Here is a 26,252-nt window from a genome sequence, read left to right as displayed (position 1 = left end):
GTGGAAGCTCGTAATCGCAATATTCGGGACTGGTACGGTAAAGTTCAGCGAGGCGAGATCAAACTACCACGCTTTCAGCGATTTGAGGCCTGGGATCAGCACCGGATTGCCAGCCTTATCCAAACCGTTATCCAAAACCTTCCCCTCGGCATTACCCTCATCCTTGAAGTCGGTGAAGCAGAGCAGTTTATCTCGCGCTATCTCAAAACCGCTCCAGAAACCCCCAACAAAGTTTATGAGCATCTGCTAGATGGACAGCAAAGACTTACAGCCCTCTGGCGAGCACTCCACAATAACTACACCTGGACAACCTATTTCATCTACGTCCAGGCGTTTGATAACTACAACGAGGATAAGTCCCGTGACCTGAGCGTTCATTGGAAGGGACGCTACATTAAGCAACGCACTGGCGAACGCTTTCCTCTCTGGTGCGATAAACCCGATAAGTGCTTACAGCGGGGTCTTATCCCCACTCACCTTTTACGTCCCGAAGACATTCAAAGTGACATCGATGATTGGCTGAACAAAGCTCTACCCAAGCCATCGGCAGACTCCGGCATGGATGAACTCCAACGGTATTTTGAGTTGCGACAACGGGTTAGTGACCAGATTAAAGACTTGCGGGCGATCGTTGCCAACTATAACCTGCCCTATCTAGCGCTTCCAGCCCATACCGACAAAGCCGTCGCCTTAAACGTATTCATCAACATGAATACCAACAGCAAGCCCTTGTCTACCTACGACATCATCGTTGCTGAAGTGGAAAGTGTCATGGAACGGTCGCTCCATGATTTGGAGACCGAACTCCACCAACGCCATCCACACATCGCGCGCTATGCTCCCCTCTCTGACCTGATTCTCACCACTGCCGCCTTGCTTCAGGGCGATCTCCCTAACCAGAAGGGTGCCTGGAATATGGATAAAAAGCGCATGGTAGAAGACTGGGATACTCTGGAGCGTGGTCTCGACCGCATGGCAGAATTTCTCAATAACGAGGGCATTTACGACGCTCAGCGTCTACCCACTAATGCTGTGCTGGCTGTGATTGCCTCTCTCTATGCCAATATTCCTGATGCAGGCGATAAACGCGGTCGCGATGAACTGCTGCTAAAGCAATATCTCTGGCGTGCCTTTTTTACCGATCGCTACGAAAACTCAGCACCCACCCATGCCTTTGCTGACTTTAACGCCCTCAAAAAGATCATTACCAATCGAACTAAAGAAGACACCACCCCTTACAGCATTAATGATGTCCCTATCTTTGCCAACCATAGTCTGGTCGAAGTGGAAGAAATTCTCACTGCTGAATGGCCCAAGCGTGCCACTATTCGAGGTCGAGGCGTTCTCGCCGTACTCTGTCGTCTGGGAGCCTTAGATTTCGCTACCGGAGAGCGGTTAGATTCTAGAACGATTGAAAATCGCCATTATCATCATGTCTACCCCGATGCGCTGCTCAAAGAAGCGGGGATTCCCAGCTTCCTAGCTCTAAACTGTGCACTGATCAAAGACAACACTAATCTCACCATCGGGCGCAAAGATCCTCTGAAATATCTCAAGGATCGCTATATGTGGACTTCTGAAGCGATCGTGCAGGAACGTCTTCAAGCGCATCTAATCCCCATCTCAGAACTGGCGAATGGTGGCTATGAAGGTCTCTCTGACGAAGAAAAGACCGTTAAGCTTAAGCAGGATTTTGACGCCTTCCTACGCAAACGGGCTGACCTGGTTATGGCAGCAGTGAATAAGTTAATACACGGTCGGCAATTGAGTCCATCGGAACTCTATAGCGAGGTGTAACAAGCCCAAACCTCGAGAAGACCGTCCAAGACCGTCTTCTCGAGGACGCTGAGGAAATCGGCTGGACGATTGTTCCCTGTATCGAAGTCCAACAAAGTCGATGCTTTGCGGCTAAAGGTTCTCCTCAGGCTTACGATCCTTGCTGCTCAAACATCTGAGAGGCGAAGCTCTACACCGTCTTTGCCAGAGCATTGGGATGAAGCGCCCGCAGACCTTCCCAGTTGGTGGGAGGATAGCGTCAGCCAAAGCGGTGAAGCACCCTTGCTACCAATGCCGCCGTTAAGCCTGAAACAACCTGATTATGGTCCTTTGTTTAGCGCAGTGCCTGCACAGCAATGCTCAGAGTGGATCACAGCCCTTTTAGCTTCACCGATTTACCAAGCACAGAAAAAACGAGTTGGGCGAACAGCGCTATCCGATAATGACTTGATCCAGATACTCAGGGCGATCGAGCTTCAGAGTTACAAGGTTGCTTTGTCCACTCTGGCAAAAGACCTGCATTGTTCAGTTACGTCCTTGCGCGATCAACTCACCAAGCTGCAACGACTATTGAATGTCGATGGCTACTCGGTTGTGAATTATGAAAAGCGCTCAAATATCGTTGAGTTAAACTTCCAGGTACTTTGTCAGCAGTTTGATTTGATAGGGATAGACGCTGAGCTTAGCAACTTGATTTAAGTGGTACGAACCTTCCGGTCTTATTCAGACGTGATCGCACGCTGAGGATATCAAAGTGATAAAGGCAAACACATGGGAACGATATAGCGTTTCCGGCTCATGTAAGGTCAAAATTAGCGGCTCAAAACCTTGTTCTGTATTGTCCGTGATTCGGGTGATTACTAAAAAGGTAGTCCCAGTGCTTTCGTAATCAATGGCAGCAGTTTACTGACCGCTTCAGCAAGTTTGGCAGTGTCAGGGAGAGCCGCGATCGTCCCCTTCAAAATCTTTACCGCCTTTCTGCCCAACCCCTCTTTCTCTGGCTGCTGAGGGTTCTGACCAAGCTCTGCGAACACTTTCACCTGCTCCAGCGCATCGGCTTTGTCTTCAGTGGAGAGTGCTGAGTCGCCTTCAATCACTGCTTGCAGTTCCACGAGCAGTTCTTTGATGCCGGGTTGTGTGGGGTCAGGCGCACCGGGCAACTGATTGATGACGTTCGATACACTGCCACTGATCTCACCCAGGTTAATAGTCGATCCGGTAACGTTGCCACCAATATTCACACTCTGGCTTTTGTCTGTACTGTCGCTCATAGCTTTACTCTCGGCGCTGGCGTTTACTTCAACGGTAACGGGTCGGTTAGCAAGGAGGCGCAGAATTTCTGTCATGTCGGCGCTTTTCTCACGGTATATGGTGATTTGCTCGTCTTTGGCTTTCAATTCGGCATGATATTTCGCTTCCAGTGCTTTGAGTGCCAAGTCGTAGCTTTGATTGAACTCGCTATGGAGCTTAGCTTTGTCAGCTTCCTCTGGAACGCTCACCTTGACGACCACTACACCATCGCCCTTGTTTTCAATGCTCTGGACCGTCAGTTCTGTCCCGTCATTGTCTACCTGCAGCGTTTTGAAGGCAGCAATGAAGGCTTTCCAGTCCACACCGTTGCGGAAGATAAGGTCAACTGTGTTGAGCGCTTCCTGAAACAGTTTGGTGAACTCGCCGGGAGCAAAGTCGCCGCTGCTTGGACGACGTTCTTGTCGGTCGCGGAGGAGATAGACGTACTGACAATCGACATCCTCTAACTTGGTGGTGCTGTCAATGTTCCAGCCTTCCAGACAAGCTCCGGTGAGGGTTGCTTGATAGAAATTTGCTCCTAAAACCTGTACCTTTGTCAAGTTTGCTTCTTTCAGACAAGCACTGTCCAATATTGCACCACTTAAATCTGCTTCAGTCAAATTAGCATTTGTTAGATCCGCTTTTGACAAGTTTGCTTCTTTGAAATTCTTGCCACTATAACTCTCCCCGCTACCGTCTCCTGTCACAAGCAATTTTCTTACTTCTGGATCAACAAGAATCGTATATCCGAGTCTCGACCAATTTAGATTTCTTGCATTCACCCAGCAAGCTCGAGACAGATTTGCTCTATACAAATCTGCGTGTCTTAGGTTTGAGTATATGAATTGAGCATCTGTTAAATCAGATCCTTGAAAGCCTGTGCCTCCAGTAAGAATAATACTGAACTTGAAAACCTCACGCGTCAAAGCAGAGGACAACCGTAAAAAACCTACTTTAAACTGGCCAGTGGCAGAAGGTATAATACCTGCTTGAGAACCTTTAATTAATACATATAAAATTCCTAAGATTCCTAAGAATAAACCCAAGGAGCTAGAAATCAAAACATTTTTAGATGGCAAGCCAATTATAAGACCATGAATTGTTAGAGATAGAGAAGCCGATAACAAGCTAATTAAACTAACGGTTATCGTAGCTACCGAAATAAGAGTTTTAAGTTGAGGATTATGGAGCCTGCAGGAAGCAGCAGAAATCACGACTGCAACCAAAACAATGAGAGTAAGTGAAGTTGTAAAGATAGAGCCAAAGATGATAGATATGCAGAGTGAAATTACTAATATCGAAGCAGTAGGCAACCAGTAAGAGTGTAGTCCTGCTATCGCTCTAGTAAAGTTGGTTCCCTTCAAAACAGCATTGGTGAAATTTGCCCCACGAATGTCGGCTTCCGTGAAGTCTGCCCCAGACAGGTCTTGCCCTTTGAAGGATTGCCCTCGGAGGTTAACGCGGCGAAAATCTCGTTCTCCGTTGGCATAGCGGTTGAGGACTTCGCTGGCTTTCATGAGAAGTTGTCCGAGTAGAAAGTAGGGATGATGCTTTGCTACACGCAGAATAACCGATGTTTAGAAAAACAGTATTAGGGACCCGGCTCTCAAGCAAATGCGGTTGCCTTGCACTCAAAACGACAGCCCAAAACCTGGCTCCTTGTAACAATGCACTATACGTTTCGAGGTCAAAGGGCGATCGCTGTCAATGGACGAGGCTGTACTGACAAAGGAGTAGTCATTGCCGCACATTGCCACTGCAAGGCTGCTACTACCATGCAGCAACAGCAACGCTTGTGGAGCTGGGGTTAGAGGCGGCAGTGCTGAACACAAACCAAGTCAAATTCCCCCACGCTAATGTGTCTGTGAGCGGCGGTAGAAGCAAAACTGGTTGCGCTATGCTACGGACAAACAGTATAAGGGTAGACACTTGATTTGGTGACGTTCTAGATATAGCTCACTTCAAAGAGTGCTTACCACTTAGCTCCGTTCTCAGTGAATTACTCAACAATTAAAGTATCGCTCGCAATCAGCAGTGCGATTTGGGCTTTTGGCTGACAAAAACTGGTCATTGCCGAATCTTCAGACAATATAAAACTACCATTCTTGGAGTTTACGTTGGAGAGGGCTTTCCTGAAACGTAGTGACAGTAACTTTTCTATGACGTGAATTCCACATAACGGCGATCGTCACTGGCATACAATTTGGGCAGTTTCGGTGCCACCACATGCTCAAACCACCTGACTTCAGCGACGAGGCGCTCTGGAAGCAGCGCTTCCGTACCCCCAAAATCCTCTGGGCACAACTTGCCGCTGCGGAGCCGCAACGAGGGTTGGTCTGCACCAACGCATCCGGTGTCAATCAACTTTATGCCTGGTCGGTGGCCACCCAGCAGCTGAGACAACTGACGACGCACCCGGAGGGCAAAAGCCGGGGGCAGATCGCTGCCAATGGTCGCTATGTCTTTTATCTGGAGGATCAGCAAGGGAATGAACTGGGTCATTATGTGCGCGTCCCGTTTGCCGGTGGTAAGCCACAGGACCTCACGCCCACCTTACCGCCGTATGCCTCCACCAGCTTGAGCGAAGCGCGGTCTGGTCGCCTGCTCGGACTGATCGCCGCTGATGCGACCGGGTTTCAACTCTATCTCCTGGATCAAACAAGTGACGATCAGCTGGCACCACCCCGGCTCTTGTGGCGCTCACCTGCCTTGTGTGGTGGTCTCACGTTCTCTGCCGATGGCACCGTGGTTGTTGTGGCGACCACAGAACGCACGGGCACGCGGGCGTTTAGCTTGCTGGCCTGGGAGACGGCGAGTGGCAAACTCATCTGCGAGTTGTACGAAGACGATACCAGCTTTAGCCCGATCGGGTTCTCGCCACTTGCTGGTGATCAACGCTTGCTGGTCACCAGTGATCGCTCTGGGTTCAACCGTCCCGTGCTTTGGCAGCCCGCGAGCGGCGCAGTGGTCGAGCTACCGCTGGCGGATGTGCCCGGTGAACTTGATGTCTGGGACTGGTCTGCCGATGGGTCACAGCTCTTGCTCTGTGCGGTGCAGCAAGCCTGCTACCGCCTCTTGACCTACTCCTTCGTCACCCAACAGGCACAGCCTCTCCACCAGCCGCAAGGTACCTTTGGTAGTGGACAATTCACAGCCAGTGGCGAAGTACTGGTGACATTCAGCAACGCCGACCAACCGTTCCACTTGCTGGCGCTACAGCCCAAGACACAGGAGACCCGGACGGTCTTAGCGGCAGGGTCGGCACCGCCCGGTCGCCCGTGGCGCTCGGTGACCTTCCCGTCCCTGGATGGTGTGGCCATTCAAGCCTGGTTAGCCTTGCCTGATAGTGAGCCACCGTTTCCGACCATCCTGCATGCTCACGGTGGCCCGACCAGTGTCACGACCGAAGTCTTTGCGCCTGGTTGCCAGGTGTGGCTCGACCACGGCTTTGCCTGGTTGTCGGTCAACTACCGTGGTTCCACCACTTTTGGGCGCGAGTTTGAGCGGGCGATCTGGGGGCAACTCGGTCATCTGGAGGTGGAGGACCTGGTCGCTGCCCGTCACTGGTTGGTCGCTCAGGGGCTGGCCCAGACAGACGCGATCTTCCTGACGGGTGGTTCCTATGGCGGCTACCTGACCTTACAAACGTTAGGGAAGTATCCTGACCTGTGGGCAGGCGGGATGGCAGACGTGGCGATTGCCGACTGGTTTCTGATGTATGAAGACCAGGCAGAAACGATGCGTGGGACTCAGCGCAGCTTGTTTGGTGGCACTCCCCAAGAGAAGCCAGAGGCACATCGGGCTGCCTCACCCATCACTTACGCGGAGCAGGTCACGGCCCCCATCCTGGTCATTCAAGGACGCCATGACACGCGCTGTCCGGCGAGGCAGATGCAGGTGTATGAGGCCAAACTGCGGTCACTGGGCAAGGCGATCGACGTGCATTGGTTTGACGCGGGTCACGTCATGGGCCATAACGAGCAGAACCTTCGTGATCAGGAAACCAGGCTCCGCTTTGTCTATCAGGTGTTGCAACAGCCGCAACGGTAGCACCGATCGCTGGCGCACCCGGAGCGACCGACAGGCGAGAACGAGAGGGTTGTGTGGTGAGCGGTTAACCGGACTGGAGTGTTAGCGGGCGAGCACCAGGCAAGCCGTAGAGGCGGCCAAGCTGGTGAGACCTTGCCAGGGGGAGGATCAACCTGACTACACGCAGTAGCGCTGCTGTCTACCTTGCTTGACCCTGACGCAGCAGGCAGCGCTCGCACCGGGTCGAACGCTGTTGTCCCAACTCCACAACGACTAAAGAGTGAGCAGGCACCACAGCCATGTTCTGTTTTTGGAGCTTTTTCTCATTGTTGTCCCATACCTGTCCCATAGCAGATATTAGTCTCATATCTGCTATTGAAATGAGCTGATAAGCATAAGTACTTAGCTTGAAAGCTTGGAAACCTTTGTGCCATCGTGGAGATGGCTAGTGACTGCGGTTCAAAAAGCCGGGTCTTGCCTGCATCCCTGACAACCGACGATCGCTCCCATGCCGAAACGCCCTTTAATGACCCCAGTGCTGGTGCCCTTGAAGCCAGTATCCCCTCAAATGGCTGAGGCACCCAGCCAGCCACTAAGTCTGAGGGCATTGCGGGTGCAGGAATTTTTGCAGGCGCGATCGCTCCAGCCCAAGAGCCGTAAAGCGTATCAACGGGATTTGAACCTGTTTATGACCTGGACGGACACCACCTGGAATCAGGTAACGCGGCGGCAGGTAGCGCAGTTCAAGCAGTCTTTGCTCGACGAGAGAGGCTTAGCACCGAACTCAGTCAACCGTACTCTGCAAACCTTAAAGTCATTCTTTAAGTGGTTAGTGCGTTCGGACTACGTGAGTGCCGACCCCACGACTGAGATCCAGCAGGAGCATGTGCCGGAGCCACAGTCGCAAGATTTGGAGGCGGAAGAGGTCGAGCGGATTTATCAGGCGATCGAACAGCGGCGTTGGCAGGAGCGCGATCGGGCACTGTGGACGGTCTTGCTGCATGGACTCAGAGCAGAGGAAGCCTCCAACCTCAATGTGGGGGACTGTGTTGGGGGTGAGTTGGTGATCCGGCAAGCGAAGCACGATAGTACAGGTGAAGTGCCGCTCACTATGGAAGGCAAGGCGGTTTTAGAGGCGTACCTGCGCTGGCGAGAGGCACAAGAAGGACAGGCATTAGCGCCTGATCAACCCTTGTTTGTGTCGTGCTCACCCCGCAATCGGGGACAGCGCTTGGGCTATTCTGGTATTCGCCAGGTCATGGATCAACTGGCAGCCGCCACTGGGATTGACCTGCATGCCCATCGGGGCAGGCATACCTTTGCGACCCGGTTAATCGTCGAGTATGCGATGGACCCGACGCTGGCAATGGAATTAACCCGCCATCGTGATCCGCGCAGTTTTAGACGGTATACCAACCGCAAAAACAAAGTGGCGGCGAAGCAAGCCTTTCTCAAAGCCAGTGGACAACTACCGACTTAACCGCTGTCAAGCCAGCGAAGCGACACCTGCCTCACCCATTGGAAGGTACTGATAGGAGTACCTGCCAATGGATTAGGGTTTTTACCGCAGGCAGGTGGATCAAAGCTCTCCTGCCGCCAACATCTGGATCAGACGTGGTGTGCCCGGATCGAAGCCAGCCACATCCCAGGACAGGGCATCCTGCGGATCAACGAGCGAGATCTGGCTGGGAGCCAGCGTCACATAGACCGCCTTCGCCTGCGGATTCACCTTGCGGCGATACTCTGCCAACGCCTGGCTGGGGTGCTTGCGCCCTGTCCAACTTTCGCAGTCCGTCCAGAAGCAGAACACGTCTGCCTTGAACTTATGCTTCATTGCCCAGTCATAGGCAACAGACGCATCGGTGCCACCGAAGTTCTGGTTGCTTGCCTTGGCGATCGCTTCACTGAAGGAATCGCGCGCCGTAATTTTCAGGTCACGGAAATCAGTCGCAAAGCCTCGGATGACATAGTGTTTTTCCGCTTTCGCTGTTGCCAGTGCCATCGTGGTCGCAATTTCGCAGCAGGTCAGCCCGATGGCACTCACGCTGTAATACGACATGGAACCGGAAACATCGATCGCGTGCAGAAACACCTTGCCTGTCGGCGGCACGACATCAAAGGAGAGTGCCAGCGCTTGCTCCAAAATCGCCACGATGCGGGGAACAGGTTGCCAGGTTTTCTGGCTGCGTCCCAACTGACCACCTGACTGATAGGTCTTGAGTGCCTTCAGGACATCGATCGGGTGAATGCGTCCCTTCCGCAAGTGCTCGGCACTGTTTAGCACCTTAGCCACCCGCTTCAGGTTGTCCCGGTTGTCTGCCGTTAAGACGCCCAGCTGCGTCAACGAACCCAAGTTTCGCAGCAAGGCTCCGATCGGCATCTCATTGAACAACAGTTGCCATGCCCGTTGATCCATTTTGCCCACGGGTGCTGCCATCTCATGGGTTAACCGCCCTTTGGCGATCGCCTCATGGGTCTTTTCAGGATTTCGCTTCAACCACTCGTACCACCAGATTTGAGCCAGCGCCTCCGAAGGGATTTCCTGCGGCAGGTTTTCCCAACCTTGCATCACCCACTGAAACAACTGGTTATGATCTTCTGTGAGCGGTTTAACGTGAAACAGCCGCAATCCATCCCGGTGAGAGAAGCCTTGGCGCTGCTGATATTTCAACAGTTGATATGCCAGCCCTTTCACATCCGGATTTGACAACCAGGACTGACCCGCTTCACGAATAAGCTTGCCAAACCCGCGCATGGCTTTGGTGTAGCTCAACCATTCGTAGAAATGGCTGCCCGTTCGTACGACTTGAGGAAAGATGGCTTGAAACGCGTGCTTTGCTTCCATCGTCTCACCCATCGACAGCAACACTAACGCCAATAAAGGCGCACTATTGTTAATTGCCCGTCCATCGCTGGCATACAGAATTTCGGAAGCGACCCGATCGGGGTTGAGCGCGATCGCCTGTTGCAGCACGGCAACAAAGTCATCTGTTAACTCGTGCTTATCGGCGTAGTAGGTGCTTTGAGCGGTGCCAATCAGTAAGCAACGACGCAAGACATGCCAGAGATCTGCCTTGAACATCCAGCCACCCGAACGCCCCTGGATCATTTCGGCTTCACGTCCAGGTATGGGTTGGCTCTGCGGCGTTTGAGACTTTTTCTGCACAAAAAACTTGTAACTCATCACAACCTCCAGCCCGTGAGGGCAATGTATGTCAATTGGCAGGGTGGGAGTTGCACCCACATCACCCGCTTAGAAGGCGATAACCCTCATTCGTCGTCCCTTGCGGGCAAGGAGTGAACAAGGATGTTTTAGGCGTTCTACTGTTAAACTACCTGCCAGTGTTTGGTGTAGCGGCGCGGGCATTGCACCCGCATCTCCGGCGATTAAGGGGGGAGTCGTCCAAAGCGATAACCCTTAATCTGCGTCCCTTTCGGGCAATGGTTGGCACTCTACTGTTGAGCTAGCCGCCACATGGTTGAAAGTTGGGGGGTAGGAGGTGAGGCGTGTTCTCTCGTCTCCTTTCCCTTTAATGCATCCAGAATAGTCAGTTCATCTTCCCCCAGGCAAATTGAGCCTGAGTCGTTGGAGAGCCTGCCATGACTGGAGTTGAGAAGCTAGGGGCGGTTCAAGACCTGGGGGATGCCCCTAGCTTTTTGGCTGCCGTTCCACCCTTAACCCTTCACACAAACAAGTTGCTTCAAGGTTGCCACTACCTCTACCAGGTCAGACTGGTTTGCCATGACTTGGTCGATCGGCTTATAAGCTCCAGGGATTTCATCTAACACGCCTTCATCCTTACGGCACTCAACCCCTTGCGTTTGCTGGATTAAGTCTTCCAGGGTGAAGTTGAGCTTTGCCTTATTCCGGGACATCAACCGTCCCGCTCCGTGGGAGCAGGAGCAATAGCTGTCCGCTTTGCCCTTACCCTTCACGATGTAGGACTTAGCGCCCATTGAGCCTGGAATAATGCCGTAGTCATCCTGCTGTGCCCGGACTGCGCCCTTACGAGTCACATACACTTCCTCGCCGAAATGCACTTCTCGCTCCGCGTAGTTGTGGTGGCAGTTGACGCTCAGGCAAGGGGTGAAAGGTTGACCGTTTGCCAAATGCTTTGCCAGCACTCGCTTGGATCGCGCCATCATTACCTCCCGGTTCACACGAGCATAGTTTTGTGCCCATTGCAGATCACGCCAGTACGCCTCAAACTCTGGAGTTCCCTGCACAAAATGCGCCAGGTCTGGATCGGGTAACTTTTCACCCGCCAACTTTGCCAACTCCTTAGCGGTTTCAATGTGGCGTTGTGCCAACACGTTGCCGATATGGCGCGAACCCGAATGCAGCATGAGCCAGACCTGATCTTGCTCATCCACACAGACTTCGATGAAGTGGTTGCCACCACCCAACGATCCCATCTGCTTGGTTGCTTTCGCTTCCAAGTGTTGTACACCAGTGTGGAGATGCTTAAAGTCCTGCCAACCTTGCCAGTGCAGCACTTGCGTATCCGCTGCCTCGTTCTCGTGGAAGCCAACCGGAATCAGTGCTTCAATGTCCTGACGGATTTGTTGCAGCTTTCCTTCCAACTGGTCAGCCATGAAGGGCGTTTTGATGGCAGCCATCCCGCAACCAATATCCACACCGACCGCAGCCGGAACGATCGCTGCCTTGGTCGCGACAACGGAACCCACCAAAGCCCCTTTACCCAGGTGGACATCGGGCATTAAGGCAACATGCTTGAAGACAAAGGGCAGGGACGCTACGTTCTTCGCCATTTTGGTTTCGTCTTGACCCAAGGTATGGTTTGCCCAGGAGAGCACAGGCTTGGGGGTGGAGAGGTCTAACTGTTCGTAAGGCATGGTTTCGTGTCCTTCATTTCCTTTGTTTGATGTCTCAAGCATAGGTAGGGCAACTTCCCCCAGGCGAATGAGCACCAAAACGGCTGAAGCACTTTCTCCACAGGCATTTTAGGGATGGGGGAATGTCTTAACCGGGGGTATTCCCCTCGCTTCTAGGGGAAAATGTGAGTTAGAACCGTGAGGCATTCTCCATTTGTCTCGAAATTCCTCTTACAGCATCGACTTCTTTACCGATGGCACGACCCAGTTACGGACCGGAAGCGAAAAAGCGATCGCTCCACCTCTTCACCGTTCTACTCGACTACGCCAATGACGAGTTGGACTGTGATGAGGTTGCGCTGGATGCCTTGCGATCGCAGATGCAGACCTACTGGCAAAGCGAGCAACGTTTGGTGGTGCGAACGAAAGTCCGGTTCCTGGAAGCACTGACCAAACTAGCAAACACTCCTTTGAGTGGCGGACAGATTAAAGAAGCCTTGCGACGGTTTGAGGATTTCCTGGCGATCCTCGACGATAATCGTCCCAACAAGGGTGGATCGGAGGTTTGGCACTTTACCCTCAATCTGTGGCACAAGCGGAGCGATCGCGCTGCTAACCTGCGTCAATTCGAGCAGGCATGGGAGCACCGTCGCCCTCAGAAGTCTAAGCAGGTGACAGGCGAGGCACCCATAGAGTCAGAAGATTCGGGAGTAGATGGGCAGGACTTCTGGTGGCAGCTTTGCCGTGAGAGTTTAGAAGCACAACAGTATGGACAACTGACGCTTAACCCGTTGACGGTAGCGGATGGCATCGCTTTCGATGTGCAGCAACTCTATCTACCATTGGGTTTGGTAGAGCGCAAACGGCGAGAGAGCCGTCATGATTCATCGAGCGCCGATCCGCAACTTGACGAAGCCGAGGATGCTGAAAGCCCCCTTTCACTAGAGGCGTTCTTCGAGCGTCTGCAAGCGGCAGGACAGCAACGAGTGGCGATCGTCGGTGAACCGGGAGCCGGTAAGACCACCCTGCTGCAAAAAATCGCGACCTGGTTACTGGAGCAACAGTCGTTACCGATCTGGGTGTCACTGGCAGATCTGCAAGGGGCAACCCTGGAACACTACCTTCTGCACGATTGGCTAAAGCAGGCAACCCGGAAGCTGAGTGTTGCTCCAGAGCTTCAGGAAGCCTTCGCAGAACAGTTTCAACAGGGGCGCGTCTGGTTATTGCTGGATGCGATCGACGAAATGGCGCTCGATGCCGCCACCGCTCTAACCAGCCTTTCCCGTCAATTGCGGGGCTGGCTTGCCGATGCTCATGTGGTGCTGACGTGCCGTTCCAATGTGTGGGATGGCGGGAAAAATGCTCTCGCCGCCTTTACCACCTACGGCAATCTCAGTTTCAGCATTGGGAATGGCGGTCGCGAGGATCAGGTAGGGCAGTTCATTGATCGCTGGTTTCAGGACAACCCATCACTGGGCGATCGTCTGCGACAAGCCTTGGACGATCCGAAGCGCAAGCGGATCAGCGCGACCGTCAAAAATCCGCTCCGGTTAGCCCTGCTCTGCCGCACCTGGTCGTTGACTCAAGGCACTCTCCCCCAGACAAAAGCGCTCCTTTATCAGCAATTTGTTGAAACCATTTATGACTGGAAACAAGACCGCTTTCCCACCACACTGACTCAACGGCAGCAATTAAATGAGGCACTCGGACAGGTGGCATTGCAGGCACTTTTGCAACCCGAAACCCGCTTCCGGCTGTCCCATACGTTTGCTCAAACTGCCTTCGCACAATCACTAGAGTTAATGTCTTTGGCATTGCAACTGGGTTGGCTCAATCAGGTCGGTCTTTCAACAAACACAGGCGAAAAGGTGTATGCCTTTTATCACCCGACGTTTCAGGAGTATTTTGCCGCACAGTCCCTTGCCGATTGGCACTTCTTCTTCGACCCGGCTCATGCTTATCCTGTCTTCAACCCGCATTGGCGGGAGGTCATTCTCCTCTGGTTCGGCAGGATGGATATTGCTATCGCCGATAAAGAAGCCTTCATCCAGGCACTCATCACGTTTGATGATCGCTGTGGCGGTTTTTATTCCCATCGAGCTTACTTCCTGGCGGCGGCAGGGTTGGCAGAGTTCCCTCAATCCATTCATGCCCAATCAATTCTGTCTCAACTGCTTCAATGGCGCTTTGGAGTCTTTCCTCCTTCCGTCTGTGAAGGAGCCAGAGTTGCGTTGCTGCAAACTGATCGCACACTAGCGATTGCTGCTCTGGAACAGTTTATTCAAATTACAGAAAACCCTTTTGCCCGTTGGCAGTCTGCCTATACTTTGGGTAAAACGCTCGATCCAGGCAACCCTCTTGCGATCGCTGCCCTTACCCAACTCAGCGACACACTCCAGAACGAGACGCTCCGTTTGCAGGTACTTGAGAGCCTGGGCAAAATTGCTCCAGATCATTCTGTCTTCATTCAGTCCCTTGAGCAGCTTTTAGCCTCAACCCAACAAGGCAACGTTCGTCGCCGCGCCGCTTACAGCTTGGGAAAAATGAATGCCGGACATCCAAAAGCGATCGCCACGCTGGAACAAATCATTCAATCTACGACCAATGCCACGCTGCGACTACGAACCGCCGAAAATTTGCTCACCCTTGACCCAGCCCATGCACTGGCTATGGCTGTCCTTGCCTCCATGCAAAAGCCGCTAGCAAAGACAAGTCGCAAGCGACTGAAGGCAGCGCCAAGTCAAGACTTAGACCACCTCATCACAACCTTAGAACACCGTTTAGCCACTGCGACCGATGCCGCTCATCAACGGCGGCTTGCCTATCGGTTGGCAACGCTCCAACCGGGTCATCCGCAAGCGATCGACGGCTTGCTGCAACTGCTCTTAGCCAAAGAGACGCCCACTCTTTACAAACGAGTCGTGGAAGACTTAAAGGCAGTCGTCCTGGAGCCTCAACTGGCAAAGCTTGTCTCTCAACTAAGCGTGTTAGTTGTCGAGGCAAATGCCTCCACTGCCCACCAAGTGGCAACGCAACGGCACGAGTGCCATAAATTATTGTGGTACTGCGCTCAACAAATGTCTTATACTGCCTTCTCGCATGCCTGGTGCTATTGAACGTCAGCATGGGCGGCTCGCTCCAACAGCCTTGAGGCGCAGCATCCGCTCAGGAATCAGCTTCACAGTGGTCAGGCAAGCACTCCCAGCCGCGCTGCCTTGAGTCTTACCCTTTGTTGAATTCCAGTTGCCCGACAGACTCGTAGTGCCCATACTGCTGGTCCCCCGTGAAAAGTTGCACCTCGTAGGTGCCCGTACCCGGCAGGGGGCAAGATAATTGAGTGCCCTGGCTCGTCTGCTCCACACAGTGTTCAGCTTGCTGGCTACCCTTGGCACTGTAGCTTGCCATCAACCAACGCTGTCGGGGATTCTCCAGTTGAATCACCGCGTTGCCCTGCACATCCGTTTGCGAGCGGGTCGGTGACAGCAACTTCAAGCCTTGCGCGAAGAAACCAGGACGCAGCATCGGTTGCCGGAAAAAGTCGCCCCTCGACAGCGGTTGCGGCAAAAGTTGCCAGGCGGCATCGTCTGGGAAATGGCTGACGACCATGACTGCGGGCGGCGTAAATAGGTAGCTGGTGCCATACTGCTTCGTAAAACTGGAGCCATTCACATACCCGCTATCCCAGGTCGCATCAATTAAGTACCAGTTGCCTGCAAGCTTGGCGGCATTCCAGGCATGACTGCCACCATTCAGGTCGCTGCTCTGACTGCGGGAATCGCCCACGACATACACAATTTCTTCCCCGATCGCCTGTCCCAGAGCTTCGAGCAGTTTGGCATAGCCAGCACACACCGCTTTGCGAGTACGGAAAACGGTTTCGGCATCCTGGGGTGGACGGGGAGCCTGTCCAAAGAAGGCAGGGGCATCATAGGCAATGCGATCGGCGACATAATCATGGAGTGCCTTCACCCGGAGGAAGGGATCGTGCTCCTGCTGGGCGAGGTACTGAGCGACGGCAGCAATACTGGTTTCCACACTGGCTGGCATGTTCGCAACCGCCGGATGGAGAGCAGCGTTCGTAGTCCACAATGTGGCAGGCTGGGCGGTTGGGTTTGTTGGCGTGGGTGGCGGTGTTTTCTGAGCTTGAGGCGCAGGTTCAGTGTGCGGTGTGGGTTGAGTGGACGGTGGCGCTGTGGGTTGGGGTGCCGGGCGAATCGTGTTGGTGTCTGCGTACTGCTTGTAAGGGTTCTGATGGACTGCCAGATACAGCCACTCCAGCTCATTCGCCAGTTGGAAGAGCGATCGCCGAACCCATTCCACTTGAGGTCCTCGCTGACCCTCCAACATCCAGTCTCCCCGTGTGGAAAGCGCCAGAAAAGAGGTTTGGGGACGCAGTGCTAGCAGGCAGGTGAGGAAAAGCAGGTTGAGCAGCAGGGTTCGCAGGATGACGCGATCGCCCCAAGTCAGGATTTGTGGTTTGTGCTGACGGCGCTTTCGACCCCGCAGATCCCAGGCGATCGGGAGCAGGGGAAACAAGAGCACTCCAGAGCCGACTGCCAGCCAGGTAGGACCATTCGTATATGCGACCAGCGAGGAGGCTAACCATACACCCAAGACAGGCGTGAGGAAGACCAACAGAATCAGCAGTCCTTTCAGTAATCGGGCTGGGAGGTCAAGGAGGAGGAAGCGCATAAGCCCTGGAAGAAGGTTGATCTAAGTCAAGGATGCCCAGGCTGGGGACGATGGTTGAATGATTGAGACGGACAGAGGTGCGGAGAGTTGCTACAGACCAGATTTTTAGTAGATACAGCAACAGGGTGAGCGGTTTCTGATTCACAGTGATCCGCATCTGGTTAATAGTCTGATGAACGAACCATAGAACCCGACAACTACTGTTTGGACTTACCCAGGACGACTTTCACCAGCACCGCGATCGCGATCAAAAGATTGACCACATCGCCACCTGCTAATTGGGAAGGTGTAGGAGCAACAGGCAATGTGCTTTGATTGGGTGCAAGGGCGATCTGATTGGAGGATGGTAGGCAAGCTTGCGGTGGGAGGGTTGGGGTCTGAACGGAGGTAGCCATCTGTAAGACTCCTAAAGGAACTGATGTACCAATCCTCTAGTATTTAGCGATGGTTCTCCAGGGAATCTCCGGTGGTTAAGGATGACCTTAATTGTTTTCTTTCCAAACACAAACCCCTTTCTCTAAAGGGCTTTGGGCGATTGTCCTCTAACCCGTCAGACCCCGTTTCAATCTTAAAGTCGGGTCATTCACCTTAACTTCGGGAAAGTCGGTCACAATAGCATTACCCAGACAATCTTGCTTCAGCCATGAGTTCACCTAAGCGAAATCGTGCGCGCATCCTGACTGCCAGTGGACTCAAAAAGCTGCGGGAGCAAATACGATCGCATGAAGTAGAGGCGAATGCAGGCTTCAAGTACACGCTGGAGCGCCTGGGTGAGTTGACTGGACTCGACCCAGAGACGGTGAAGAATGTCCTGGATTGCAAAGGCTCCGACAAACGGACGATCGCCCGCTGCTTTGAATCTTTTGGATTGGTGCTGGCGGAGAGCGACCACATCCCAGCAGCCCAAGCCACCACCACGGCTGATCCTAATTTTGTCGGACGGGATGAAGCGATCGCTGACTTAGACACGCTGGTTAGCCGGAATGCCAAGGTCATTGTAATTCAGGCGCGGGGTGGCGTTGGGAAAACCACACTGGCACGAAAGTATCTCCAGCAGTCGTTTGGCTCTTTTCTAGAGTTTCCCATTGCGAAGGAAACGAAGGATATTGCTTCCATTGAAGGACTGCTAGAAGAGAAGCTGCGGCAACTGGGTGAAGAACCAGGACGGGAGTTTTTGGTGTCGCTCGATCGACTCAAGCGCAAACTGCAAGCGGAACGCATCGGTATTTTGATTGACAACCTGGAACCCGCGTTAGATTCAGCAGGTAAATTCATTGAAGCGCATCGTCGTTATGTGGAACTGCTGCGAGTGTTGAGTGATCCAACTGTGCAGTCAATCACCTTAATTACTAGTCGAGAACGCCTGCGAGAAGCCGATGTCACCGTGCAGCATTATTCATTGAGAAGTTTAGATGTCCAAGCCTGGTCACAATTTTTTCAGAGTCGCAGCATCAATACAGATACTCCTGCTTTGGCTACTTTGCACGATGCGTATGGTGGGAACGCCAAAGCGATGGATATCATCAGCGGCGTGGTTTTAGAGGATTTTTCTGGTGATGTTGAAGCCTACTGGCGGGCAAATCAAGACGATTTATTTATTGAACGAGATCTGGAAGATTTAGTTGCGAAGCAGTTCGATCGGTTGCAACGACATGAACCCGATGCTTACAAGTTACTTTGCCGGATGGGCTGTTATCGCTATCAAGATGTGCCAAGTGTACCGATTGAAGGACTATTTTGCCTACTATGGGATGTACCAGAGCATCGTCGTCGACGCGTGATTAAATCTTTGCAGGATCGATCGCTAATTGATTTTGAAGACGGATTTTTTTGGCTGCATCCGGCAGTAAGAGAAGAATCGATTACACGATTAAGAGTAAGTGAAGATTGGGAGGTAGGGAATCATAAGGCAGCAGAGTTTTGGACAAATAGTATTGCGGTCGTTGACACCGCTAAAGATGCACTAAGAGCTTTTGAGGCTTACTTCCACTACCTAGATATTTGTGACTATGAAAAAGCAGGCAATGTCGTTGCTTTCGGAAGATATAGCAATAGATCCCAAAAAATTCAAAGCCTCGGCAGTTCGCTCATCAAATTTGGTGTGTGGCAAGCATTGATTTTTGAAATCAAACGGATTGTGAGTTACATTTCGCCTAGCTACTGTTTAAGCAACCTTTATAGAATCCTATCTAGTGCATATTTGCTAACTGGTAATACAAAAGAAGCTATTCAATGTAGTGAGAAATCAGGTGATATAGCTAAGGTTTGTCTAAGTGGTTTAGATACAGATACAGGTAGATCTGAAATAGACTCTAAGTTGCGAATGCTTTACAAAATTTCTCTTATGAATATCAGTCTTTGTAAAATCCTACTCTGGGAACTTGAAGAAGCAGAAAAAATTACAAAAAAGCTTCTTGAAGACAAGGAAAACAACAGACCTCTTTATGAGTGTAGTGTTCTGGCTTTTCTTCACTCTTGCTCTGGTAGGGAAAACGAAGCAATATTCTTTGCTGATAAGGCTCATTTCTTGTTGTCAGATCAAACGCAGGAATTCGACATATGGAATCTTAGCTATGGAGCGATATTCTTGGGATTAGCATACAAAAACGTAAAGAATTTCAAAAAAGCATCTGAAGTTTATCATCAAGCTATAACGCTTACAGAACAGACTACATATTTTAGTCATGTTAAAGCAAAGGCACTAGCTGGGTTAGCAGAAATTCATCGAGAGTCGCAAGAATTTGAAATAGTTTTACTGTATCTCTCTCAAGCAATCAGAATTCTGGAATTTGTTGGAGCTAAGCCTGAATTGGCTGAAGCTCACTATCAATTTGGATTAACTTACCAAGCAATGCAAGCAAATAAGGAAAGTGATGAAAACTTTCAGAAAGCGATTCGGCTGTTCAGTGAAATGGAAGCACCAAAGCAGGTGGAGAGAGTGCGGAAGTCAATGCAAAGTTCACAATGAAACATTGAAAATGGAGCTTTAGAGATGAAAAGCGTTACGTTACGTTCTCATGTTGGCGCAGATGGGATTCTCAATTTGCAGATGCCTGTAGGGATTACTGATGCTGAGCTAGAAGTGATGGTGATTGTTCAGCCTGTGGTTCAACCCAAAGTGGAAACACCAGCGTATACAGGCTGGCTGCCTGGTTTCTTTGAAGAAGTGATCGGAAACTGGGCAGGTGAGCCACTTGTGCGCCCTGAACAAGGAGAGTATGAGGTGCGGGAAAACTTAAAGTGACCTATCTTCTGGACACCAATACCTGTATTCGGTTGCTGAATGATGATCGCAATGCTCCCGTGCCTCGCAGACTGGCGAGGCTTCAGCCAGAAGCCATTCGTCTCTGTAGCGTTGTTAAAGCGGAACTTTACGATGGAGCCTACAGAAGTTCAATGCGGGAGCAAAACCTAGCGACTCTGGGAAGGCTTTTCAACCAATTCTCTAGCCTACCGCTTGATGATCAAGCAGCGCTGCTTGCTGGACACATTCGCTTTCAACTGACAGCATCCGGTACATCCATTGGACCACATGATGTTTTGATCGCCGCGATCTCGCTTGCAAATAACCTGACGCTAGTCACGCACAATACCCAGGAGTTTGCTCGTGTTGCGGGACTGAGCCTGGAAGGCTGGGAGTGATTCTCGTGCCAAGATATTGCATGAACGACTGAGAAACTTCTACCGAAGGGATTCCAGCACCACCGCCACACCGACAAGGCAGAGCACCAGGGCAATGGCTTTCGGCAAACTCTGTTCCAGCAGATTCAGTAACAGATTAATAAGTGGCAACCATTCCAGAATGCCTGCCAGCAGGAGCGAGACAAGCAACCCAAAGAGACTGAGCAGAAAGGTTTTAAGCACTTTGCTGGCAACTCTCAGCAACCAGCCGTGCTGCTTTGGTCGGTGCATGATGCTTTTCCTCTACTAACTTGATCAAGCGGCAAACCAGGCATTCACCTGTTGAAGCAAGCCCAACAAACCCAACTGATGGCTTTCAGGACGTGCAACAGGCATCTGCAATTGATGCTGGTCATCGCCAACAGCTACCACAAGCAGCGTCAGCCCTTCTCTACCAATCACCTTCACGTGCGTACCTGCTAACGCCTGCGTTTGAGCATTGGGCTGGTAAAAACGGGCAAACCAGGTGGTCGCCATAAAGCGGACTCGTCCCCGTTGGTGCAAAGTAATGGGCTGCTCAACTTGACCGATCGCAGCTTGAGCAAAAAACTCAATGGTCTCTGGTGTAACTGTCAGGCTCATTGTCGGAACTCCCTTGTTGTTTCGGTTTGATGCACTTAGTGTGCGATTTCAAGCCTTTCTCAACCAGGGAAAAACCAGTCGTTAGCGTCGAAATTAAGCTTTTCTCCTGGCATACAACCTCACCAAACTGCCCATCTGCTTTTCAGCGATCGAAGAATTTAACCCCACCCGCAGTTGAATCCACTTAAAATCGGAAAAACCCGCTTATCTTCCCGAAAGTCGGGTTTTAACTTCGGCAACCCGAATCTTTTACTGCAGAGTAGCCATGACTTCAGGACAGCCCAGACGCAGACGTGGTGTTGTACTCACTGCCGCGGGACGGCAGAAACTCCAGGATGCCATTCAAACCAGGCAGGAAGAGGACAACTTTGGCGAGAAGCTAACGATCGAGGCACTAAGCGATCGCACCAAGCTGGATGCAGGCACGGTTGCCAAAGTCCTGGACGGTGAAGAAGGGGTTGACCGTCGCACGCTGGAACGCTTTTTCAACGCCTTCAGTCTGGAACTAACTCAGGACGATTACGGCAAGCCCATACCCACAAGTGAGAAAAGACCAGCTAGAGAAACTCGTATTGATTGGGGCGAAGCCGTTGACGTTTCCATCTTCTACGGACGCACCGCCGAATTGGAAACCCTCGCACAATGGGTTGTTTTCGATCGTTGCCGTTTAATCGCTCTGCTGGGTATGGGTGGCATCGGCAAGACCAGTCTGGCTGCAAGGCTGGGAGAGCAAATTCAAGGTGAGTTTGACTATGTGGTGTGGCGATCGCTGCGGGAAGCGCCACCGCTGAAAGAAATCCTGACCAACCTGATTCAATTCCTCTCCAATCAACAGGAGACCGAGTCTGATTTACCAGCGTCACTAGGTGGGCGGATCACCAAACTGGTGGAGTACCTGCGATCGCATCGCTGTCTCCTCATCCTCGATAATGCGGAATCCATTCTTCAAGAAGGACAGGCAGGCGTTTACCGTGAAGGCTATGAAGGCTATGGTGAACTACTGAAGCGTGTGGGCGAAGCATCCCATCAGAGTTGTCTGATTGTCACTAGCCGAGAGAAGCCCAGAGAATTATCAGCAATGGAGGGCGAGGCGTTAATGGTGCGATCGCTGCCACTGCGGGGAGTCGAGAACACAGACGGGCAAGAAATTCTGAGAGCTAAGGGACTGCACCTATCCGAGACCAACGACGAGCGAGACGAACTGATTCACCGTTGTGCAGGCAATCCCTTGGCACTGAAGCTGGTCGCCACCACGATTCAAGAACTGTTTGATGGCGATATTGCCGAGTTTCTAAACCAGGAAACGATCGCCTTTGAAGGCGTTCGCGACCTGTTAGACCAGCACTTCGATCGGTTGTCAGAGTTGGAACAGTCCGTCATGTACTGGCTTGCAATCAACCGCGAACCTGTCTCTGTTCAGGAATTGCAGGAAGATATTGTTCCACCTGTCACTAAGCCCAGATTGTTGGAGGCACTGAAAGGATTGGTGGGGCGATCTTTGATTGAGAAAACAAAAACCAATTTCACTCAGCAGACTGTAGTGATGGAATATGTTATAGAACGATTAATAGAACAAAGCTATGCAGAGATCGATAATCTGAAAATTTCACTATTCAACAAGTGTGCTCTTATTAAAGCTTCGTCGAAAGATTACATCAGAGATACCCAACTTCGTTTAATCCTCAAACCAATTATAGATAGCCTGCTAAATCTTAAGAGCAAGAAAGCATTCGATGAGAGAATGAAAAAGATTCTTGAAAGCCTGAAAGACGAATCCTTATTGCAGTCAGGATATGCAGGAGGAAATATCCTTAATATTCTCTGTAATTCAGATCTAAATTTGCAAGGTTACAATTTTTCTCATACAACTATTAGACAAGCTTATTTGCAAGGCAGTCTATTACACAATTTTGATTTCAGCCACTCTGTTGTAATTAAATCGATCTTTACTAATACTCAACATAGTATTCGATTTCTTGTGTTTAATCCTGGCGGAGATATATTGGTAGCAGGTAATGATATGGGCGAAATTAGTCTATGGCAGGTGGCTGATGGGCAGCCTATTCTTACCTTTGAGGGACACGCATCTCGTGTTCGATTCATTGCTTTTAGTTCTGATGGTCAAACAATCACTAGTGTTGGCAAAGATCTAAAGATCTGTTTATGGGATCTTAAAAAAGGTCGCTTGATTAACGCCTCATGTCAGAAATATTTCAATGATTCAGCAACACTCTGCTTGCATGATCAAACTTTAGCTGGTGCAAGTTTAGATAATACAGTTAGGGTGTGGAATGTCCGCACAGAAAAATGCTTATGTATTTTAGAAGGACATACAAAAGTAGTGAAGTCAGTTGCCATCAGCCCAAGCGGAAAATTGCTTGCTAGCGGTAGCGCCGATGCAACCGTAAGACTTTGGAATATCCAATCAGGACAAGAAATCCACACCTTTGAAGGGCACACTAAGGATGTTTGCTCAGTTGCTTTTAGCCCAGACGATGATTTAATCGCTAGCGTAAGTACCGATAACACATTAAGGCTATGGAACGTCAAAACAGGTCAGCTTCTGTCTACCCTTCAAAATAATGGTAGTGATTCCAGCAAAATTGTTTTTAGCCCCAATAAGCAAGTGCTTGCAAGTAGTGGTTCTGAGGATGGCATCATTAAAATTTGGGATCTCAGAACCCTAAGATGTTTACGAGTTCTAAGTGGACACAAAACCTTTATCACCTCAATCTCCTTTAGTCCCGATAGTCAAACTTTAGCCAGCAGCAGTATGGGGGACGATAGTGTAAAACTATGGGATATCACCAGGGGAGAATGTTTATCAACTTGGCATGGATACGATAATCAGGCAAGTTCCATCGCTTTTCACCCTCAAAATATGATGTTAGCAAGTAGACATGGAAGCATTGTTGCTCTTTGGGAAGTTCCGTCCGAGAAACCCTTCAGAATTTTACAGGAAGACTATGGTTGGGGAAAAGTTTCTTTTAGTCAAGATGGCTCTATTCTAGCGAGTAGTAGTAATCAGGTCGTAACATTATGGAACGCAAATACAGGTCAGCGTTTAAGAACTTTACATGAAAATTCGGCTCAGATTCGCTGTCTATCATTCAGTCCAGACAGCAAAATTTTAGCACTTGAAAGTGATGACTATTCAGTGAGTCTTTGGCATATCGAAACGGGTAAGAACCTTAAAACTTTGGCTGGTCATACTTCTAATATTCTTTCAGTTACTTTTAGTTTTGACGGTCAAACTTTGGCAAGTAGCAGTAATGATGGCAGCATAAAAATTTGGAATCTTCACACTGATAAATGTATTGCTTTTTTCTTAGAATACAAGCGTGTTCATTCATTGATTTTCAATCATGATGGCAATGCCCTACTGGTTCCTTCAGGCAAGATCATTAAGCTACTGGATATTAATACGGGAGAATCACTCAAGGAATTCCACGGACACCAGGATTGGGTATTGGGTATTGCTCTTAGTCCCAATAATAGATTCATGGCAAGTGCTAGTGATGATTATACAGTTAAGCTATGGGACGTTGATACAGGTCAATGCTTGGAAACCTTCAAAGGGCATACCTATTGGGTTTCTAATGTCGTGTTCAGCCCTGATAGTCTACTAATTGCTAGCGGCGGTAAAGATGGTACGATTAAATTATGGGATATCGAAACTAGACAATGTCTTAAAACACTGATAGCACCGAGACCCTATGAAGGTATGAACATCACAGGCGTTACAGGTTTATCAGAAGCACAAAAAGCATCACTAATTGCTTTAGGAGCAGTTGAGTCAGAGTAGCGGTAAGAGAATGCGATCTTCCTTACTTTCTTAAGAAAAGAAAGCTTTCTGAATGTCTGTAAACAATAGGCGAATAAATGATTAATTCTTGTACACCTTAATAAAGCACGGACTTCTGATGCTTCGCCATTCTTGAGTATCGCATGCCGCATTTTGCGTTTTGGCATTTTCCTTCTAGCCAAAGCGAAGGAACTGGAAATGGCTGCTCACAGCCTGGGCATTTCATTAATAGTTTGAGCTTGTGGTGATCGCACCTTGGACTCAATTTGGATTTGAACTGCCACTTAATCCGGTGACAAGGGTGCTCGGCGTAACAAGCTCCACATAAACGAATTGGTCTTGAATCTAACGTTACCCCTTTTGGTTGCAGCATCCGGGTTAATGTATCCATGTCTAAACCGATGACTGTCCCTAAAGTAGAAAGCTGCTCAACTGTTGGAAAAGGGTTGAAATACCCCTGTTCCCATTGAGCCACAACCGCACCAATCCCCACCATTTGTCCCAACGCACTTGGAGAGGGTGCTCCGGTGCTTTTTAGGCGTCGAAATCTACCAAGATAATGTGGTAGGCTTTCGCCTGAGTAAGGCTCAAGGGGTGGCAATCTGGGGTATTTACTAAGCTTGCTGGTCATGCATCTGTCAATGACTAAACATCTATGAAAGCGTCTAAGGCTCGCTCTGGATTTACTTTGAACTAGATTTTCCAAACGGAACTTTTACCCCGTACCCTACTGCAATCTTTCTAAGCGCTTCAAGAGATATGCTATCCAGCTTATACATAGGCTGTGACTCAGTTTGATCCGCCTCCTGCTCTGAAACTTTTTGAACAGAATATAAAATTGCTGTCGGTAGAAGCTTCATCAGCCTTCCAATCAAACTACCTGTGCATGTCGTTAAGAGCTCAAATTTCTCTCCCTCACTTAACTTCGATTCAAAGGGAAGATTCAGTGCTTTTGCTTCGATCGTGTCCAAAACTTTCTTAAAATCAGCTTCGGACAAAGAACCTAGAGGATAAGAGTAAGGGAAACTTTCCAACAGCCCAACTTGCTCCAGCGAAACATCTAAATCAGGTGTGCCGGAGAAAATGATAGTTACCTTTTTCTCATCGTAAAGATCTTTAAGATCAGAGAATGCTTCTACTGCCAAATTTTGCGCGTTATCAATAAGGATTACCTCAATTTCGAACGGCATCACACTCTCGACTACCATTGCTCTTGGATCATCACGCCGCCTGATCTTTGCCGCATGGTTCATTGCTTTAAGGATTAATCTATGAACTTGCTTAGAAGAACATCCCGTAGGAGCCTTTACCCGAATAACGCGGTCAAAATCTCGATCTTCATATTCCTCACACAGCCGACTTTTACCACTTCCACGTGGAGCAACAAGCCGACCGCATTGTTTCAAAAACCGCCGCTCGTCCATCCAATTGATCGCAGACTCAGCAGCATCTGTTGGTATATAGCCATTGTTGAGTAGTCTTTCCAAGGCGGACACCTTAACTCTCGTGTCTGCCAACGAAGCTAAGATCTCTACGATAGGCTGTGAAACCAAGTTGGACT

At 50.4% G+C, this 26,252-nt stretch carries 19 protein-coding genes and 1 tRNA gene; 10 read left to right on the top strand and 10 right to left on the bottom strand.

All coding sequences use genetic code 11. The features are described 5' to 3' along the window. Positions 1-1,797: a DUF262 domain-containing protein gene (locus C7B82_RS04225; protein WP_219903986.1), complete on the top strand. Its 1,797-nt coding sequence runs from the start codon at positions 1-3 to the stop codon at positions 1,795-1,797. A 180-nt stretch (positions 1,798-1,977) separates the two neighbouring features. After that, positions 1,978-2,475, top strand: a complete 498-nt coding sequence (locus tag C7B82_RS04220; protein ID WP_106255052.1) for a hypothetical protein — start codon at positions 1,978-1,980, stop codon at positions 2,473-2,475. A 161-nt stretch (positions 2,476-2,636) separates the two neighbouring features. Here the strand turns inward: C7B82_RS04220 and C7B82_RS04215 are convergent, their stop codons facing one another. Beyond that, positions 2,637-4,583, bottom strand: coding sequence for a pentapeptide repeat-containing protein (locus C7B82_RS04215; RefSeq protein WP_106255051.1), 1,947 nt, complete (start codon positions 4,581-4,583; stop codon positions 2,637-2,639). A gap of 150 nt (positions 4,584-4,733) precedes the next feature. Here C7B82_RS04215 and C7B82_RS31920 point away from each other — a divergent pair, with 150 nt between their 5' ends. Continuing rightward, a complete protein-coding gene (locus C7B82_RS31920) occupies positions 4,734-4,877 on the top strand; it encodes a hypothetical protein (protein ID WP_181357341.1) in 144 nt (47 codons plus the stop codon). A 415-nt stretch (positions 4,878-5,292) separates the two neighbouring features. Next, a complete protein-coding gene (locus tag C7B82_RS04210; RefSeq protein ID WP_106255050.1) occupies positions 5,293-7,116 on the top strand; it encodes a prolyl oligopeptidase family serine peptidase in 1,824 nt (607 codons plus the stop codon). A 178-nt stretch (positions 7,117-7,294) separates the two neighbouring features. On the opposite strand, the gene C7B82_RS31915 is transcribed toward C7B82_RS04210, so the two are convergent. Then, positions 7,295-7,462 carry a hypothetical protein gene (locus tag C7B82_RS31915; RefSeq protein ID WP_181357340.1) on the bottom strand — a complete coding sequence of 56 codons (168 nt, stop codon included), beginning with the start codon at positions 7,460-7,462 and terminating at the stop codon, positions 7,295-7,297. A gap of 141 nt (positions 7,463-7,603) precedes the next feature. Here C7B82_RS31915 and C7B82_RS04205 point away from each other — a divergent pair, with 141 nt between their 5' ends. Next, positions 7,604-8,575, top strand: a complete 972-nt coding sequence (locus C7B82_RS04205; protein ID WP_106255049.1) for a tyrosine-type recombinase/integrase — start codon at positions 7,604-7,606, stop codon at positions 8,573-8,575. Positions 8,576-8,674: 99 nt separating this feature from the next. Here C7B82_RS04205 and C7B82_RS04200 read toward each other — a convergent pair whose 3' ends face one another. The 3 genes from C7B82_RS04200 to C7B82_RS04195 form a co-directional block, all read right to left on the bottom strand. Continuing rightward, a complete protein-coding gene (locus C7B82_RS04200; RefSeq protein WP_106255048.1) occupies positions 8,675-10,279 on the bottom strand; it encodes a TROVE domain-containing protein in 1,605 nt (534 codons plus the stop codon). 35 nt (positions 10,280-10,314) lie between these two features. Continuing rightward, positions 10,315-10,437, bottom strand: a tRNA-OTHER gene (locus tag C7B82_RS31910). A gap of 333 nt (positions 10,438-10,770) precedes the next feature. Further along, positions 10,771-11,952: an RtcB family protein gene (locus tag C7B82_RS04195; protein ID WP_106255116.1), complete on the bottom strand. Its 1,182-nt coding sequence runs from the start codon at positions 11,950-11,952 to the stop codon at positions 10,771-10,773. Positions 11,953-12,185: 233 nt separating this feature from the next. Between C7B82_RS04195 and C7B82_RS04190 the strand changes: the two genes are divergently transcribed. Further along, a complete protein-coding gene (locus C7B82_RS04190; RefSeq protein WP_106255047.1) occupies positions 12,186-15,047 on the top strand; it encodes a HEAT repeat domain-containing protein in 2,862 nt (953 codons plus the stop codon). A gap of 106 nt (positions 15,048-15,153) precedes the next feature. Here C7B82_RS04190 and C7B82_RS04185 read toward each other — a convergent pair whose 3' ends face one another. Both C7B82_RS04185 and C7B82_RS04180 read right to left on the bottom strand, forming a co-directional pair. Beyond that, positions 15,154-16,623 carry a transglutaminase domain-containing protein gene (locus C7B82_RS04185; protein ID WP_106255046.1) on the bottom strand — a complete coding sequence of 490 codons (1,470 nt, stop codon included), beginning with the start codon at positions 16,621-16,623 and terminating at the stop codon, positions 15,154-15,156. 197 nt (positions 16,624-16,820) lie between these two features. After that, positions 16,821-17,018: a hypothetical protein gene (locus C7B82_RS04180; protein WP_106255045.1), complete on the bottom strand. Its 198-nt coding sequence runs from the start codon at positions 17,016-17,018 to the stop codon at positions 16,821-16,823. 248 nt (positions 17,019-17,266) lie between these two features. Here C7B82_RS04180 and C7B82_RS04175 point away from each other — a divergent pair, with 248 nt between their 5' ends. The 3 genes from C7B82_RS04175 to C7B82_RS04165 are packed head-to-tail and all read left to right on the top strand — an operon-like array spanning position 17,267 to position 20,265. Next, the gene (locus C7B82_RS04175) at positions 17,267-19,591 is read left to right on the top strand and encodes a tetratricopeptide repeat protein (RefSeq protein ID WP_106255044.1); all 2,325 of its coding nucleotides are present in this window, start codon (positions 17,267-17,269) and stop codon (positions 19,589-19,591) included. 24 nt (positions 19,592-19,615) lie between these two features. After that, positions 19,616-19,867 (top strand): hypothetical protein, encoded by a 252-nt coding sequence (locus C7B82_RS04170; protein ID WP_106255043.1) that lies wholly within the window; start codon positions 19,616-19,618, stop codon positions 19,865-19,867. Then, on the top strand, positions 19,864-20,265 hold the full coding sequence (locus tag C7B82_RS04165; RefSeq protein ID WP_106255042.1) for a PIN domain-containing protein: 402 nt from the start codon (positions 19,864-19,866) through the stop codon (positions 20,263-20,265). The genes C7B82_RS04170 and C7B82_RS04165 overlap by 4 nt, the downstream gene beginning before the upstream one ends. A gap of 39 nt (positions 20,266-20,304) precedes the next feature. On the opposite strand, the gene C7B82_RS04160 is transcribed toward C7B82_RS04165, so the two are convergent. Together C7B82_RS04160 and C7B82_RS04155 are read right to left on the bottom strand one after the other, a co-directional pair. Continuing rightward, positions 20,305-20,535 carry a hypothetical protein gene (locus tag C7B82_RS04160; RefSeq protein WP_106255041.1) on the bottom strand — a complete coding sequence of 77 codons (231 nt, stop codon included), beginning with the start codon at positions 20,533-20,535 and terminating at the stop codon, positions 20,305-20,307. 24 nt (positions 20,536-20,559) lie between these two features. After that, positions 20,560-20,886: an NfeD family protein gene (locus C7B82_RS04155; RefSeq protein WP_106255040.1), complete on the bottom strand. Its 327-nt coding sequence runs from the start codon at positions 20,884-20,886 to the stop codon at positions 20,560-20,562. A 265-nt stretch (positions 20,887-21,151) separates the two neighbouring features. On the opposite strand from C7B82_RS04155, the gene C7B82_RS04150 reads away from it, so the two are divergent. Then, positions 21,152-24,691 (top strand): WD40 domain-containing protein, encoded by a 3,540-nt coding sequence (locus C7B82_RS04150; protein WP_106255039.1) that lies wholly within the window; start codon positions 21,152-21,154, stop codon positions 24,689-24,691. A gap of 683 nt (positions 24,692-25,374) precedes the next feature. Here the strand turns inward: C7B82_RS04150 and C7B82_RS04140 are convergent. Further along, the gene (locus tag C7B82_RS04140; RefSeq protein WP_181357339.1) at positions 25,375-26,178 is read right to left on the bottom strand and encodes an AAA family ATPase; all 804 of its coding nucleotides are present in this window, start codon (positions 26,176-26,178) and stop codon (positions 25,375-25,377) included. Between the last annotated feature and the right edge of the window lie 74 nt (positions 26,179-26,252).

It is taken from the genome of Stenomitos frigidus ULC18 (assembly GCF_003003795.1).
GTDB lineage: Bacteria > Cyanobacteriota > Cyanobacteriia > Leptolyngbyales > Leptolyngbyaceae > Stenomitos > Stenomitos frigidus_A.
The sequence above is the reverse complement of the archived record's forward strand: the minus strand, read 5'-3'. Positions and strand labels throughout refer to the sequence as shown.